The sequence below is a fragment of the Bradyrhizobium sp. BTAi1 genome (assembly GCF_000015165.1).
GTDB classification, from domain to species: Bacteria; Pseudomonadota; Alphaproteobacteria; order Rhizobiales; family Xanthobacteraceae; genus Bradyrhizobium; species Bradyrhizobium denitrificans.
Genome location: NC_009485.1, coordinates 8,028,431 through 8,043,464 on the forward strand (window position 1 = coordinate 8,028,431; position 15,034 = coordinate 8,043,464).

Genomic DNA, 15,034 nt, shown 5'->3' on the forward strand with positions numbered 1-15,034 from the left:
CGGATATCAGGTTTTGGTGACGTTCAGCAATGGATCAGTCGCGGCCAGGACCGCACGGTTCGGGCGGTTGACGAGAAAAAGCCCAATGATCACAAGCACAGCAGCCAGGCCAAAGGCCAGCGTCAGGGCGTCATGCAGGATGAAATAGCTCGCCACGACCCCGAATAAAGGGGTGATGAAGGTAAATGCCGACAATTTGCTGGCCGAATAGGCCTTGATCAGCGCGAACCAGATCGTGAACGTGGTGCCGACCACCCAGATCGACTGGTAGGCCATCAGCCCGATCACGAAGGGGCTGGGAACCTGGGCCAGCCGTTCGCCGGCAATCAGGGCCGCCGCCGCCATGATCGGGACCGAGACACCGACCTGGTATCCCAGTGCGCGCTCGGGCGCGATGAAGCGCAGCCTTGTGCCTTTGACGAACACCGTGGTCACGCCCCACAGCAGGCCGCCACCGACCACCAGGAGATCGCCGAGCAGCACCCTGCCGTCGACATTGGCCTGGGGAATGCCGATCGCCAGCGCCACGCCGGTGAAGCTCATGGCGAGGCCGCCCCATTGCGCCGGGCCCAGCCGCTCGCCGAGGAAGCGGAACGAGCCGAGCGCGACGAAGAACGGCGCCGTGTAGAGAAACACCACGGCCCGCGACGCCGAGGTCAGCAGCAGGCCCTGATAGATCAGCACGAACTCAAACCCGAACAGCGCCCCCGCGACCAGACCAAGCCCCAGAGTCCCGTCGCGCTCGAACATTTTCACGCCGCGCAGCTGCGCAAAGATCAGCAGCACCGGCAGCGCACCGGCCGATCGGAACGTCGCCTGCAGCAGCGGCGGAATCTCCGGCAGCGCCAGCTTGATCGCGATCTGGTTGAAGGCCCAGGACAGACAGAGCACGAGCACGATGGCGATCGCGCCCGGACCGAGCGGCCGGGTCCCGGCCGGTGGCGATGAGTTTGCGGACATTTGCTCCCGGCAGACGTTGATTTTCGTTGGGCCGAACGCTTATCGCGCTCACGCCGCCTTCTGGCAATGTGCGCAGAGGCCGGTGATCTCGACCACCGACATCTTGGGCAGGAACCCCGACGCCGCCGCCGCGCTCTTCAAACTTTCCGCAATCGGCGCGGCGGGAACCTCGCCGACGGCACCGCAGCTCTCGCAGATAAGGAACGCCACCAGCGCGGTCTGCTCATGGTCATGCGCGCAGGCGAGAAAGGCGTTGCGGCTTTCGATGCGGTGCACCAGGCCGTTGGCCATCAGGAACTCGAGCGCGCGATACACCGTGATCGGGGCCGGCCGCGGCGCCACCTTCGCGAGTTCCTCGATGATCTCATAGGCGCCGAGCGGCCGATGGCTGGAGAGCAACGCCTCCAACACCTGGCGCCGCAAGGGCGTGAACTTCTGGCCGCGCTGGGCGCAGACGCGCTCGGCGTGGGTCAGAGCATCGGCCGCACAGCGGCCATGATCATGGTCCGGCGCCGGGAAGGTGGGTTTTGCGAGGGTCATTGCAGACAATCTAGCATTCCCTTCGGCTCCCGCCAAAGGGCGGGCGGCCGAGCCATGCATTTGTGACAAGGCCCGGCCGCACTCCGTCACCATCAAATATTCATAAGCTTGCTTATTATATTCGAGGCTCATAAGAGCCTCAGCTTCGTTTCCCGCTTGCACCCGAGATCAGCCATGCCCCGCACGTCCGTGGACGTGAATTTCCTGTTTACGCTCGGCGAGTTGCAGCGCCTGGTGCGCGCCTATGCCGACAAGGAGGCGGCGCGCTTCGGCATGACCCGCGCGCAATGGGCGGTGCTCGCCAAGGTCGAGCGCAACGAAGGCCTGAAACAATCGGAGCTCGCCGAGCAGATGGAAATGCAGCCGATCACCCTGACGCGGCTGATCGACAAGCTGGCCGAGGCCGGTCTGATCGAGCGCCGCGGCGACGATACCGATCGCCGCGTCAACCGGCTTTATCTGAAGAAGGCTGCACGCCCCTTGCTCGCCAAGCTGGCGGTGCTGCGCGGCGAGCTGACCGACACCGCCCTTCAGGGCATCAGCCCGGCCGAGGCCGAACGGCTGATGACCCATCTCGAAGCCATCAAAGAAAATGTCAGAAACGCCCTGCAGTCCCTGTGTGACGCGCAGCGAAAGGAGCAGCGCTATGGCTGAGCCAGCCCTGAAACTCGCCCCTGACCAGAAGACCAATCCCGATGCGGCGCCGCCTCCGGCCGTGGAAGCCAAGCCGGCGCGGCCTGGATTTTTGCGGCGTTATCGCCGCCCGCTGCTGCTGATCGTGCTGCCGCTGCTCGCCGCGGCCGGCGGCCTCGCGCTCTATCTCAATGGCGGCCGCTACGTGACCACGGACGACGCCTATGTCGGGGCGCAAAAGGTGCTCATCACCCCCGACATCTCCGGCAAGATCGTCAAGGTCGTCGTGAAGGAAGGCCAGCAGGTACAGAAGGGCGACGAACTGTTCGAAATCGATCCGGTGCCCTATCGCCTCGCGGTGGACCAAGCCAAGGCGGCGCTGGAGCAGGCGCGCACGAGCTATGAGAATCTCACCGCCAACGTCAAGATCTACGGCCAGATGCTCGATCTGGCACAGCAGGGCATCGACCTGAAGCAGAAGGACGTCGAGCGCAAGCAGACCCTGGCCAAGAACAATTTCGGCTCGCAGCTCGATCTCGACAATGCCGCGAATGCGCTGGTGACGGCGAGCGCGCAGGCGCAGTTCATCAAGCAGCAGCTGTCGAACGCCAGGACGCAGCTGCTCGGCAATCCCGATCTGCCGCTGGAGCAGTTCCCGCCTTACGTCCAGGCCAAGGCCAAGCTCGAGGACGCGCAGCGCGACCTCGACCACACCACCCTGCGCGCGCCGATGCCGGGCGTCGCCACCCAGGTGGACCAGATCCAGCTCGGCCGCTTCGTCACCGCGGGCACGCCGGTGTTCTCGGTGATCGACGTCAGCAATCCCTGGGTCGACGCCAATCCGAAGGAGAGCGACTTCACCTATGTCGCGGTCGGCCAGCCGGTCGAGCTCGATGTCGACGCCTTCCCGAACCATCGCTTCAAGGGCACCATCGGCTCGCTGTCGCCGGGCACCGGCGCGCAATTCGCGATCCTGCCGCCGCAGAATGCCAGCGGCAATTTCGTCAAGGTGGTACAGCGCGTGCCGGTCCGGATCTATTTCGACAAGACCGACAAGTTCGTCACCAGGCTCAAGGCCGGCATGAGCGTCAACGTGTCGATCGACACCGGCCATCAGCGCACGCTGGCGGGTCTTTTCGGCGCCGCCCACGCGGCGGAGAAGGAGGAGTAGCCGCGATGACTGCGCCGGCGGCCTCATCCTCGGCGGTTCCTGGGTTCCGCCGCAACATGGTGACGATCTGCGCCATGACGGCGACGATCATGCAGGCGCTCGACACCACCATCGCCAATGTCGCCTTGCCCTACATGCAAGGCACGCTGTCAGCCTCGACCGACCAGATCAACTGGGTGCTGACCTCCTACATCGTCGCGGCCGCGATCATGACCGCGCCGGTGGGCTGGATCGCCAACCGCTTCGGCCGCAAGCGCACCTTCATCGTCTGCTCGGCCGGCTTCACTATTGCTTCGGTCATGTGCGGTCTGGCCCAGGACATCACCCAGATGGTGCTGTTCCGCCTGTTGCAGGGCGTGTTCGGTGCCTCGCTGGTGCCGCTGTCGCAGGCCGTGATGCTCGACTCCTACGCGCTGCATGAGCGCGCCAAGGCGATGGCGATCTGGGGCATGGGCGTGATGCTCGGCCCGATCATGGGGCCCTCGCTGGGCGCCTGGCTGACCGAGACTTATTCCTGGCATTGGGTGTTCTTCGTCAACCTGCCGTTCGGCGCCGTGACCGTGCTCGGCCTGATGGCCTTCATGGAGGAAACCAAGCCGAATGCGGAACTCACGTTCGACTGGTTCGGCTTCGTCGCGCTCGCCATCGGCATCGGCTCGCTGCAGATCGCGCTCGATCGCGGCGAGGATCAAGGCTGGCTCGAGAGCAACGAGATCATCATCGAGTTCATCATTGCCGGCGTCGGCTTCTACTACTTCCTTGCCCATTCGCTGACCACGCAACGGCCGTTCATCCAGTTCGCGCTGTTCAAGGACCGTAATTTCGTCGGCGGCTGCGTGTTCATGACCGTGATGGGCCTTGTGCTATTCTCGACCATGGCGCTGTCCTCGCCGTATCTGCAGAACGTCATCGGCTATCCGATCATCACCGCCGGCGTCCTCCTGGCGACCCGTGGCTGCGGCACGTTGGTCGCAATGATGCTGGTCGGCCGGCTGTTGCGTTTTATCGAGGCGCGCACCTTGATCGTGGTCGGACTGTCGCTGACGGCGTTGTCGCTGTTCCAGATGACCGGCTGGACCGACCACACCGGCGTGCCCGAGATCATCACCGTCAGCATCATGCAGGGCTTTGGCTTCGGCCTGGTGTTCGTGCCGCTGTCGACCGTGGCGTTCCTCACCTTGCCGGGCCATTTGCGCACGGATGGAACATCAATGCTGACTTTGGTGCGCAACGTCGCAAGCTCGATCGGGATCTCGATCGCGATCGCGCAGCTGACGGAAGGAACACGCCGCAGCCACGCGATCCTGGTCGAGCACATCAACCCGTTCAACCACGCTCTGCAGATGCCGAACGTGGCGGGGCTGCTCAACCTGTCGACCGATGCCGGACGCGCGATGGCCGATGCCATGGTCATGATGCAGGCCCAGATCCTGGCGTTCTCCCACGATTACCAGCTGGTGATGACGTTCATCCTGGTGTCGATCCCGCTCGCCGTCATGATCGGCTCGACCCGCACCGCGCTCCGCGCCCAGTCCGCACCGGCGGAGCACGCTGTGATGGAGTAGTTCCCGGTATGCTTATGCTGCGGACGCGCGTGCGGCGTTCGGACGCGGCGCGCGTCGGATAGCGAAAAGGTGACCGGCTCGTGATGCAATTGTAACTTCAAGCCGGCCCGATTCCAGCTATCGTTTCCATACCCCACTCGGATCTCTGCGTATGAGTTGCGCGCAGAGACTGCACCTCATGAGCGCCCCACTCGTGATGTGCCGGGCGGGGGCGGTGGCTCCTCCAGCGCCGCCCCCAGCCCCCGGGGATTTTCCGCTCATGAAATACCGTATTTCGCCTGCAGGCGAGAAAGCCTGCAACGACGACCGCTTAGCGGCTACTTGATCGGGGCGCGCGGCAGCACGGTGTCGCCGATCTCCATGCGGTAGACGTGATCAAGCGCGTACCAGGGCGCGGTGACGTCGGCGTCGGTCGGATGCGGTTCGTCGTGGCGGATGAAGTTGCCCAACAAGGCCTTGGTCACGCCGAACTGCACGTCGCTGTCGATGTGCGGGTCGTGGGGGTCGTAGACCTGCGAGATCAGCACCTTGAAGCCTTGCTTGACGATCAGCGCATGCAGATGCGCCGGGCGATACGGATGCCGGCCCTGCGCCTTCAGGAGCCGGCCGACCACGCCGTCGGTCGGAATCGGATATCCGACCATCATCACCGAGCGGAACCAGAAGCGGCCGTCGTCATCGGTGGTGAACTTGCCGCGCAGGTTCATGTCGGCCTGCTCCGGATCCTGGTTCTCGTAATAGCCGACCGGCGAGGCGTGCCAGACGTCGACCTCGGCGCCGGCGACCGGCGCGCCGTGCGGATCGACCACGCGTCCGGTGACGAACAGCGCCGGACCCGGTGTGGCCGAGCGCACGATCGAGCCGCCATTCTCGGTCCGCGGCGAGTTCAGCCGCCAGAACGGGCCAAGCAGCGACTGCGCCGTCTCGGTGTTGCCGCCATCGCCATTGTTGAGCAGGCAGACCAGCGGCGAGACGCCGAGCGAACCGGCCATCAGCACCACTTCATTGTGGGTGTCGTTGGTGCGCTGTCCCAGTTCAGCGATGAGGGCGGCGGCCTCGCGGAATTCGGCCTCGGTGAGACGGACATCGCGCACGAAGCCGTGCAGGTGCTTGACGAGCGAGACCATGATCTCGCGCAGCCGCGGATTGGAGGTCTGCTCCATCACCGCCAGCACCGCCGGCGTGACGTCCTGTTCGCGGGAGATGGTCATGGCACGATCCCTCGGCATTCTCCGTCATTGCGAGGAGCGCAGCGACGAAGCAATCCAGGGCTACACATGCGACTCTGGATTGCTTCGCTTCGCTCGCAATGACGGCGGAGTATTAGTCGAGCTTCTCGACGGCGAGCGCGACGCCCTGCCCAACGCCGACGCACATCGTGGCCAGCGCGCGCTTGCCGCCGCGGACTTCGAGGCCGTGCACGGCGGTCATCGCGATGCGCGCGCCGCTCATGCCGAGCGGATGTCCCAGCGCGATGGCGCCGCCATGCGGGTTGACGAAATCGGCGTCCTCGGCGACGCCGAGCTGGCGCAGGCAGGCGATGCCCTGGCTGGCGAACGCCTCGTTCAGCTCGATCAGATCGAAATCGGTGATCTTCAGGCCAAGCCGCTCCATCAGCTTGCGCACGGCCGGGACCGGACCGATGCCCATGATGCGCGGCGGCACGCCGGCCGAGGCAAGGCCGAGCACGCGCGCACGCGGCGTCAGGCCGTGCTTCTTCACCGCCGCTTCCGAGGCCAGGATCATCGCGGCGGCGCCGTCATTGACACCCGAGGCGTTGCCGGCGGTCACCGTACCCGGATTGCGCACGATCGGCTTCAGCTTGGCGAGACCTTCCAGCGTGGTCTCGGGACGCGGATGCTCGTCCTTGTCGACGGTGATGGGACCAGCCTTGCCGCCGGGTACGGACACCGGCGTGATCTCGGCGGCGAAATAGCCTGACGCGATCGCCTGGCCGGCGCGCTGCTGGGAGCGGATCGCGAACGCGTCCTGGTCGGCGCGCGACACCTGGAATTCCTCGGCGACGTTCTCGCCGGTCTCCGGCATCGAATCGACGCCGTACTGCTGCTTCATCAAGGGATTGATGAAGCGCCAGCCGATCGTGGTGTCGAAGATCTCGGCCGAGCGCGAGAACGCTTCCGTCGCCTTGCCCTGCACGAACGGCGCTCGCGTCATCGATTCGACGCCGCCGGCAATCGCGAGATCGACCTCGCCAGCACGGATGGCGCGGCCCGCGGCGCCGACCGCGTCGAGGCCGGAGGCGCAGAGACGGTTGAGCGTCTGGCCGGGAATGGAGTCGGGCAGGCCCGCGAGCAGCAGCGCCATGCGCGCGACGTTGCGGTTGTCCTCGCCGGCCTGGTTGGCGCAGCCGAAGAACACCTCGTCGACCGCGGCCCAGTCGAGATTCGGATGCTTGGCCTTGAGCGCCTTCAGCGGCGTCGCCGCGAGATCGTCGGTGCGCACTTTCGCCAGCGAGCCGCCGAAACGGCCAATCGGGGTCCGCACCGCATCGCAAATGAACACGTCTCGCATCGCTCTCTCCCGGGATCTCGATGTTTTCTGGTCAGAATTGACGGCGGTTTTAGGAGTGCGCCGAAGGCAGGTCAAATGACGGGGGCGCGGGGTGGTATGCGTGGCGCCGTCGGATGCGACCTCCCCCGCCCGCGGGGGAGGAGCAAAGCCGGCCACCGTCCGAGGTTCAGCGCAGGCCCCGCCTCAAACTCTCCGTCATTCCGGGGCGGCGCGCGCAAGCGCGACGAGCCCGGAATCGATCGGTCCACACGACCCGCCGCATGATGGATTCCGGGTTCGTGCTGCGCACGCCCCGGAATGACGAGAGGAGAGAGCTGCGATCATCTCAGGCACCATATCGGGGGCGACATTGCCATCGTGGAAAACCGGGACATCGCCTGCAAAGCGGTAGGACCGTCCGGGCAAATTGGCTAGTTTCCGCGCCATGACGATCCAGCAGCCCATCACCGCCCCGGTTCCACAGGAAACCGCGCCCGCCGAGGCGCCGGCCAAGCTCACGCCGATGATGGAGCAATATCTGGACATCAAGGCCGCCCATCCGGGGCTGATGCTGTTCTACCGGATGGGCGACTTCTACGAGCTGTTTTTCGAGGACGCGGAGGTCGCGTCGAAGGCGCTCGGCATCGTGCTGACCAAGCGCGGCAAGCATCAGGGCCAGGACATCCCGATGTGCGGCGTGCCGGTGGAGCGCTCCGAGGACTATCTGCACCGGCTGATCGCGCAAGGCATCCGTGTCGCCGTCTGCGAGCAGATGGAGGATCCGGCGGCGGCGCGCGCGCGCGGCAACAAGAGCGTGGTCAAGCGCGGCGTGGTGCGCGTGGTGACGCCGGGCACGCTCACCGAAGACAATCTGCTCGATGCCCGCGCCAATAATTATCTGCTGGCGATCGCGCGCAGCCGCGGCTCCTCCGGCGGCGACCGGCTCGGGCTCGCCTGGATCGACATTTCGACCTCGGACTTCATCGTCACCGAATGCGCCTTCGCCGAGCTGACCGCGACGCTCGCCCGCATCAATCCGAACGAAGTGATCATCTCGGATGCGCTGTATTCGGATGAAGTCTTCGAGCCGGTGCTGCGCGAGCTCGCCGCGGTGACGCCGCTGACGCGCGACGTATTCGACGGCGCCACCGCCGAGCGCCGGCTGTGCGATTATTTCGCGGTGGCCACGATGGACGGCCTCGCCGTGCTGTCGCGGCTGGAAACCACCGCTGCCGCCGCCTGCGTCACTTATGTCGAGCGGACACAAGTGGGGCAGCGCCCGCCGCTGGCGCCGCCGGCGCGCGAGGCGACCGGCAGCACCATGGCGATCGACCCGGCCACCCGGGCCAATCTCGAGCTGACGCGCACGCTCGCCGGCGAGCGCCGCGGCTCGCTGCTCGACGCCATCGACTGCACGGTGACCTCGGCCGGCTCACGCCTGCTGGCGCAGCGGCTTGCGGCGCCCTTGACGGAGCCGGCGCAGATCGGCCGCCGGCTCGATGCCGTCAACGTGTTCGTCGCCGACAGCGCCGCGCGCGAGGACATCCGCGCGATCCTGCGCGGCGCGCCGGACATGACGCGCGCGATGGCACGGCTGTCGGTCGGCCGCGGCGGCCCGCGCGATCTCGCGGCCTTACGCGACGGCATCCTCGCCGCCGACCAGGCGCTCGGGCGGCTGTCGGCGCTGGATCAGCCGCCGCAGGAGATCGCGGCCGCGATGGCGGCGCTGGCGCGGCCGGCGCGCGCGCTCGCCGAAGAATTGAGCCGCGCGCTCGACGAGCAGTTGCCGCTGATCAAGCGTGACGGCGGCTTTGTCCGCTCAGGCTATGATTCGACCCTCGACGAGACGCGCAATCTGCGCGACGCGTCCCGCCTCGTCGTCGCCTCGATGCAAGCGCGCTATGCCGACCAGACCGGCGTCAAGGCGCTCAAGATCCGCCACAACAACGTGCTCGGCTATTTCGTCGAGGTCACCGCGCAGCACGGCGATAAATTGATGTCGGCGCCGCTGAACGCGACCTTCATCCATCGCCAGACGCTCGCCGGACAGGTGCGCTTCACGACATCGGAGCTCGGCGAGATCGAGGCCAAGATCGCGAACGCCGGCGAACGCGCGCTCAATCTCGAGCTCGAGATCTTCGACCGGCTGTGCGGACAAGCGCTGGCGATCGGCGACGATCTGCGCGCTGCGGCCCATGGCTTTGCGATGCTCGATGTCGCGACTGCGCTGGCCAAGCTCGCGGTCGATGACAACTACATCAGGCCGGAGGTCGACGGCTCGCTCGGCTTCGCCATCGAGGGCGGCCGCCATCCGGTGGTCGAGCAGGCCTTGAAGCGCGAAGGCCAGCCCTTCATCGCCAATTCCTGCGATCTGTCGCCGACGCCGGGGCACAAAAGCGGCCAGTTGTGGCTGCTCACCGGCCCGAACATGGCGGGTAAATCGACCTTCCTGCGCCAGAACGCCTTGATCGCCCTGCTCGCGCAGATCGGCTCGTTCGTTCCGGCGACGCGGGCCCGCATCGGCATCGTCGACCGGCTGTTCTCGCGCGTCGGCGCCGCCGACGATCTGGCGCGCGGACGCTCGACCTTCATGGTCGAGATGGTCGAGACGGCGGCGATCCTCAACCAGGCCGGCGAGCGCGCGCTGGTGATCCTGGACGAGATCGGCAGGGGCACCGCGACCTTCGACGGCCTGTCGATCGCCTGGGCCGCGATCGAGCATCTGCACGAGAGCAACCGCTGCCGCACGCTGTTCGCCACGCATTATCACGAGCTGACGGCGCTCGCCGCCAAGCTGCCGCGGCTGTTCAACGCCACGGTGCGGGTCAAGGAATGGCACGGCGACGTGGTGTTCCTGCACGAGGTGCTGCCCGGCTCCGCCGACCGCTCCTATGGAATTCAGGTGGCGAAGCTCGCCGGCCTGCCGCCGGCCGTGATCAGCCGCGCCAAATCGGTGTTGGCGAAGCTGGAGGCCGCCGACCGCGGCCAGAACGCGCGGGCGCTGGTCGACGATCTTCCGCTGTTCGCCGTGCCGTCGCGCGCGGCGCCCGAGCCCGCGATGTCGAAAGAAGCGGAGGAGCTGATTGCCGCGGTCAAGGCGCTGCACCCCGACGAGATGACGCCGCGCGAAGCGATGGACGCGCTGTATGCGCTGAAGGCGAAGCTGCCGAAGGGCTAATTTGTCTCTCCGTCATTGCGAAGCGCCGTTGCGCCGAAGCAATCCAGGGTCCCATCCGAGCCCTGGATTGCGTCGCTTCGCTCGCAATGACGGGGGATGGAGCTAGCGAATCGCGGGCGCCGTCTTTCTCCCCAGCCACCACAGGCCGAGATTCCACCCGACGCAAGTCGCCAGCGCGCCGCTCAAGCCGGCGACGGCGCCCAGATGCAGGCTGCCGAGATGCAGCACGACCACCGCCAGCGAGAAGCCGATCAGGCCCCAGGCGCCGTTGGCCATCACGGCGGCGGTCGCAGAACCGCCGATGCGCGGCTGCAGGATCAGCATCATCGAGGTGAAGACGATCGGAAACAGCGCCAGGATGCCGGACACGCTGGGGCCGGCCCAACCGGAGACCGAGGTCACGGTGGCGACGAGCGTCGCCACCAGCGAGGCGCGCAACGGCACGTCGTACCAGCGCCGCGTGAGCAGCGGCATCTTGGCATGGCGATAGCGCTGCAGCAGCGGGAGGCAGATCGCGAAGGTGATGATGTTGGCGACGATGCCCATCGCGAGCGTCCATTGCACGCTCTTGATCAGCGACGCCAGACCGAGCCACACCGCGACGGCGGTGGCGCTCGCAATCCACACGCTGTGGCGCTGTGCCAGCACGGCGTAAGCGAGGCTGAGAAAGATCGTCGCGGCGTTGATCGGCAGACTGGTCAGTGCTCCTTCCGCGATGAACGCGGCATCGTGGTCGAGCGCCAGGAACACATAGGTCGGTCCGGCCGAGATCGGCAGGGTGGCGACCAGCGCGCCGATCACCGGTCCGGTGCGCTCGGCGATCATCGACGCCGACACCACGAACGACGCCGCGATCGCCATGCGCAAGCCGAGCAGCAGCAGAAAGGAGGGATCGAGGGACATCAGGTCCTGTGGCGCGAGGCTCCCTCCCCCGCACGCGGGGGAGGCGCAGACCGAGCGAGCCTTGCTGCCTTGCGCTTATCAGCGCCAAGACAGAGCCGTGGCTACGCCACCCGCTTCAAACTGACCGAGACCTTCGGGCCATTCTTGATGGTCTGATAGACCACGCAATAGCGCTCGGTGAGCTTGAGCAACAGGTCGAGCTTGTCTTGCGGGGCGTCGGTGTCGACCTCGAAGCGCAGGCGGATTTCCTGGAAGCCGACCGGGGCCTCCTTGTCGACGCCGAGCGTGCCGCGGAAATCAAGATCGCCTTCAGCCAGCACCAGCCCGCTCTTCAGCGGGACTTCGACGGCGGTGGCGACGGATTTCAGCGTGACGCCGGCGCAGGCGACCAGCGCCTCCAAGAGCATGTCGCCGGAGCACAGTTCGAGCCCGGAGCCGCCGGTGGCCGGATGCAGGCCGGCGACGGCCAGCGCGCGGCCGGTTTCGAGCTTGCAGGTCAGGCCTTCGCCGCCGACCTCGCCCTTGGCCTTCAACGTGATGACCGCAGCGGAGGGATCAGCCTTGTAGCGTTCCTTGATCGGCGCCTGCATGGCGCGCAGCTCGGCAGCATCCATTGTCGTTCTCTCCCGGATTCATTTCCTACCATTCGCAAGAGATGTACCGGGCCGCGCCGCCGATGTCACCACCACAGCCCGCCGCCCGCGTCACGCCTGCCCTGCATGTCCGGCACCGTCCGGTCGAGCGACCGGTCCAGCGCGGTCAACACATGGCGCTTGAACTGTTCGAACAGCGGCGCATTGCGGTCGCGCGGGCGCGACAAATTGATGGTGATCTCCTCGAACAACCGGCCGGGATGCGGCCGCATCACCAGCACGCGGTCGGCCAGCACCACCGCTTCCTCGACATCGTGGGTGACGAGCACCAGGGTCGGGCGGGTATCGGCCCAGAGATCGAGCAGATGGTCCTGCAAATCCTTGCGGGTGAAGGCGTCGAGTGCCGAGAACGGCTCGTCGAGCAGCAGCACCTCCGGCTGCGCCACCAAGGCGCGGGCGATCGCGACGCGCTGCGCCTGGCCGCCGGACAATTCGCGCGGCCAGACCTTGGCCTTGTCCGCAAGGCCGACGCGCGCCAACGCCTTGGCCACGCGCTCGCGGCGCTCGGCCGCAGGCAGCTCGGACAGGCCGAAGCCGATATTGTCGGCGACCGTGAGCCAGGGCAGCAGCCGCGGCTCCTGGAAAATGATGCCGACCTTGGCATGTGGCGCCGTGATCGTCTCGCCGTCGAGCGTCACGGTGCCGGCGCTGGCGCGGTCGAGCCCGGCGACAGCGCGGAGAAGCGTCGACTTGCCACAGCCGGAGCCGCCGATGATGGCGATGATCTCGCCGAGCTGGATCTCGGCCGAGAACCGCTCCAGCGCGTGGACGCCGTTGGGATAGACCTTGGTGACGGAGGCGAGCTGCAGCATCAGGCCGCTCCGCTCTGGCGCGCGAAACTGTCCTGCCAGCGCAGCAGCGGCGCGGTGGCGATCTCGAGCAGCCAGTCGGTGGCCTTGCCGATGATGGCGAAGATCACGATGGCGGCGACGATCTGCGCCGGCTTGCCGAGCTGCTGACCGTCGATCAGCAGGTAGCCGAGGCCTTCAGACGCGCCCATGAACTCGGCGGCAACGACGAACATCCACCCCAGACCGAGGCCGACGCGCAGCGACACGACATAGGCGGGCAGCACGGCCGGCAGGAGGATGCGGCGGATCATCGCCGGGCCGGAGAGGCGGAAGATGCGGCCGACCTCGACGATCTTGCGGTCCACCGACAGGATCGCGCCGGTCAGGCCGAGATAGACTGGGAAGAACACGCCGACCGCGATCAGCGCCACTTTCGAGGTCTCGAAGATGCCGAGCCACAGGATGAACAGCGGCACCCAGGCGATCGAGGGGATCGCGCGCAGCGCCTGGATGGTCGGATCGACCAGCCGGCGGGCAAGACCCCAATAGCCGCAGATGCCGCCGAGCAAGGTGCCGGCGGCGACGCCGAAGCCGAAACCGATGCCGACGCGGGAGAGCGTCGCGACGATATGCCGGGTCAGCTCGCCCGAGCGGGCGAGCTCGGCGATGGTGGTAAAGACCTTTGACGGCGGCGGCACCAGCCGGCCGTTCGACCAGCCGGCCCAGACGAGCAGCTCCCAGCCCAGCGCCAGCGACAGGGGCAGCAACAGGCCGAGCAGCGGGCGCGCCAAGCGGGTGAGCCATGCCGCGCGGCCGGTCTGGGGTGTGGCAGCCGCGGCGGGGGCCTGCAATTCGACGGTCATGGTCATAGTGAGAACAGTGTCTCGCGCGAGAATGCAAGGCGTGACGATGGCGTTCATGCCGCGTCAGGCGGCCATGCCGCGGCGCTCTCCCCTTTACCTCGCCCCGCTTGCGGGGAGAGGCCGGATTGCATCGAAGATGCAATCCGGGTGAGGGGGGACTCTCCGCGGGTCTGGTGCCCCTGGAGGATGAAGCAAGCCTCAATTCGTCGGCAGCGGGACCTGGTCGTCGATCAGAGCGTCCAGCGTCGCCTTCACGTCGACCTTGGCGTCCACCACACCGGCCTGCTGCAGCGCGAGGCCGGCTGCCAAAATCGACTCGCGCTGAGGGGCGCCGATGCGGCTGTGGGTCAGCTCGGTGCGCTCCTTGAGCTGCTTGTCGACCACGCTGTCCGGCAGCTTGGTGACGGCGACGAACGTCTTCTTGAGGTCGTCGTAATTGGCCAGCGCATCCTTGCGCGCGACCTCGTAGGTGGCGAGCACGCGGCGGACAATGTCGGGATTGTCCTTCAGGAACTGCTCACGCACATTGAGGATGCCCCAGGTGTTGGCATCGGCCTTGCGGTAGAACAGCTTGGCTCCCTCTTCGACCTCGGCCTGCGCCATCATCGGATCGAGCCCGGCCCAGGCGTCGACGTCGCCGCGGATCAAAGCCGCCTTGCCGTCGGCATGCTGCAGCAGCACCGGGGTGATGTCCTTGTCGGTGAGGCCCGCTGCCAGCAGCGCGCGGACCAGGAAGATGTGCGGATCGGTGCCGCGGGTCACTGCGACGCGCTTGCCCTTGAGATCGGCGACCGAGGCGATCTTGGAGTCCTTGCCCGTCACCAGCGCCGTCCATTCCGGCCGCGAATAGACATAGATCGACTTGATCGGGTTGCCGTTGATCTTGGCGACCAGTGCGGCGGAGCCGGCGGTCGAGCCGAAATCGAGCGAGCCGGCATTGAGGAACTCGAGCGCCTTGTTGGAGCCGGCCGACTGCACCCAGACGATGCTAATGCCGTCCTTGGCGAACTCCTTCTCGAGAAGCCCCTTCTGCTTCAGCACCAGCGACACCGGATTATAGGTCGCCCAGTCGATGCGGATCTCCTTGACCGGTTCGGCGGCGCGTGCGGCGCCGCAGCCCAGTAGAAACACGGCCGCAAGCCCGGCGAATCCGCGCCTTGACAGTCCACCCATCATCAATCCTCCTGATCAAGAAAACATCGCTGTTGTTTCAATGCGTTATGCCAGGGGCTCGCGAGAATTGTTTTTCCTTTCGATTGCCTCGCC

At 66.5% G+C, this 15,034-nt stretch carries 13 protein-coding genes; 4 read left to right on the plus strand and 9 right to left on the minus strand.

The window, feature by feature from the left end; translation table 11 throughout:
* Nucleotides 1-6 precede the first annotated feature (6 nt).
* Nucleotides 7-960 (minus strand): DMT family transporter, encoded by a 954-nt coding sequence (locus BBTA_RS35730; RefSeq protein ID WP_012047371.1) that lies wholly within the window; start codon nucleotides 958-960, stop codon nucleotides 7-9.
* Between the two features lie 48 nt (nucleotides 961-1,008).
* The gene (locus tag BBTA_RS35735) at nucleotides 1,009-1,500 is read right to left on the minus strand and encodes a Fur family transcriptional regulator (RefSeq protein ID WP_012047372.1); all 492 of its coding nucleotides are present in this window, start codon (nucleotides 1,498-1,500) and stop codon (nucleotides 1,009-1,011) included.
* 174 nt (nucleotides 1,501-1,674) lie between these two features.
* On the opposite strand from BBTA_RS35735, the gene BBTA_RS35740 reads away from it, so the two are divergent.
* Genes BBTA_RS35740 through BBTA_RS35750 form a run of 3 tightly spaced genes read left to right on the plus strand, consistent with a single transcriptional unit; the run spans nucleotide 1,675 to nucleotide 4,869 of the window.
* On the plus strand, nucleotides 1,675-2,154 hold the full coding sequence (locus BBTA_RS35740) for a MarR family winged helix-turn-helix transcriptional regulator (RefSeq protein ID WP_012047373.1): 480 nt from the start codon (nucleotides 1,675-1,677) through the stop codon (nucleotides 2,152-2,154).
* Nucleotides 2,147-3,304, plus strand: a complete 1,158-nt coding sequence (locus BBTA_RS35745; protein ID WP_012047374.1) for an HlyD family secretion protein — start codon at nucleotides 2,147-2,149, stop codon at nucleotides 3,302-3,304. The genes BBTA_RS35740 and BBTA_RS35745 overlap by 8 nt, the downstream gene beginning before the upstream one ends.
* A gap of 5 nt (nucleotides 3,305-3,309) precedes the next feature.
* Complete coding sequence (locus BBTA_RS35750) at nucleotides 3,310-4,869, plus strand: DHA2 family efflux MFS transporter permease subunit (protein WP_041751121.1); 1,560 nt, start codon at nucleotides 3,310-3,312, stop codon at nucleotides 4,867-4,869.
* Between the two features lie 317 nt (nucleotides 4,870-5,186).
* Here the strand turns inward: BBTA_RS35750 and BBTA_RS35755 are convergent, their stop codons facing one another.
* Nucleotides 5,187-6,080, minus strand: coding sequence for a dioxygenase (locus tag BBTA_RS35755; RefSeq protein WP_012047376.1), 894 nt, complete (start codon nucleotides 6,078-6,080; stop codon nucleotides 5,187-5,189).
* 112 nt (nucleotides 6,081-6,192) lie between these two features.
* Nucleotides 6,193-7,401: a 3-oxoadipyl-CoA thiolase gene (gene pcaF, locus BBTA_RS35760; RefSeq protein WP_012047377.1), complete on the minus strand. Its 1,209-nt coding sequence runs from the start codon at nucleotides 7,399-7,401 to the stop codon at nucleotides 6,193-6,195.
* Nucleotides 7,402-7,825: 424 nt separating this feature from the next.
* Here pcaF and mutS point away from each other — a divergent pair, with 424 nt between their 5' ends.
* Nucleotides 7,826-10,558, plus strand: coding sequence for a DNA mismatch repair protein MutS (gene mutS / locus BBTA_RS35765; RefSeq protein ID WP_012047378.1), 2,733 nt, complete (start codon nucleotides 7,826-7,828; stop codon nucleotides 10,556-10,558).
* Between the two features lie 102 nt (nucleotides 10,559-10,660).
* Here the strand turns inward: mutS and BBTA_RS35770 are convergent, their stop codons facing one another.
* From BBTA_RS35770 to BBTA_RS35790, 5 genes are all read right to left on the minus strand, one after another.
* Nucleotides 10,661-11,461, minus strand: a complete 801-nt coding sequence (locus tag BBTA_RS35770; RefSeq protein WP_012047379.1) for a hypothetical protein — start codon at nucleotides 11,459-11,461, stop codon at nucleotides 10,661-10,663.
* A gap of 101 nt (nucleotides 11,462-11,562) precedes the next feature.
* On the minus strand, nucleotides 11,563-12,075 hold the full coding sequence (locus BBTA_RS35775; protein WP_012047380.1) for an OsmC family protein: 513 nt from the start codon (nucleotides 12,073-12,075) through the stop codon (nucleotides 11,563-11,565).
* A 65-nt stretch (nucleotides 12,076-12,140) separates the two neighbouring features.
* On the minus strand, nucleotides 12,141-12,926 hold the full coding sequence (locus BBTA_RS35780; RefSeq protein ID WP_012047381.1) for an ABC transporter ATP-binding protein: 786 nt from the start codon (nucleotides 12,924-12,926) through the stop codon (nucleotides 12,141-12,143).
* Nucleotides 12,926-13,774 carry an ABC transporter permease gene (locus BBTA_RS35785; protein ID WP_012047382.1) on the minus strand — a complete coding sequence of 283 codons (849 nt, stop codon included), beginning with the start codon at nucleotides 13,772-13,774 and terminating at the stop codon, nucleotides 12,926-12,928. Before BBTA_RS35785 ends, BBTA_RS35780 begins: the two co-directional genes overlap by 1 nt.
* A gap of 192 nt (nucleotides 13,775-13,966) precedes the next feature.
* Entirely contained in the window at nucleotides 13,967-14,941 is a 975-nt protein-coding gene (locus BBTA_RS35790; protein WP_012047383.1) for an aliphatic sulfonate ABC transporter substrate-binding protein, read from the minus strand.
* Between the last annotated feature and the right edge of the window lie 93 nt (nucleotides 14,942-15,034).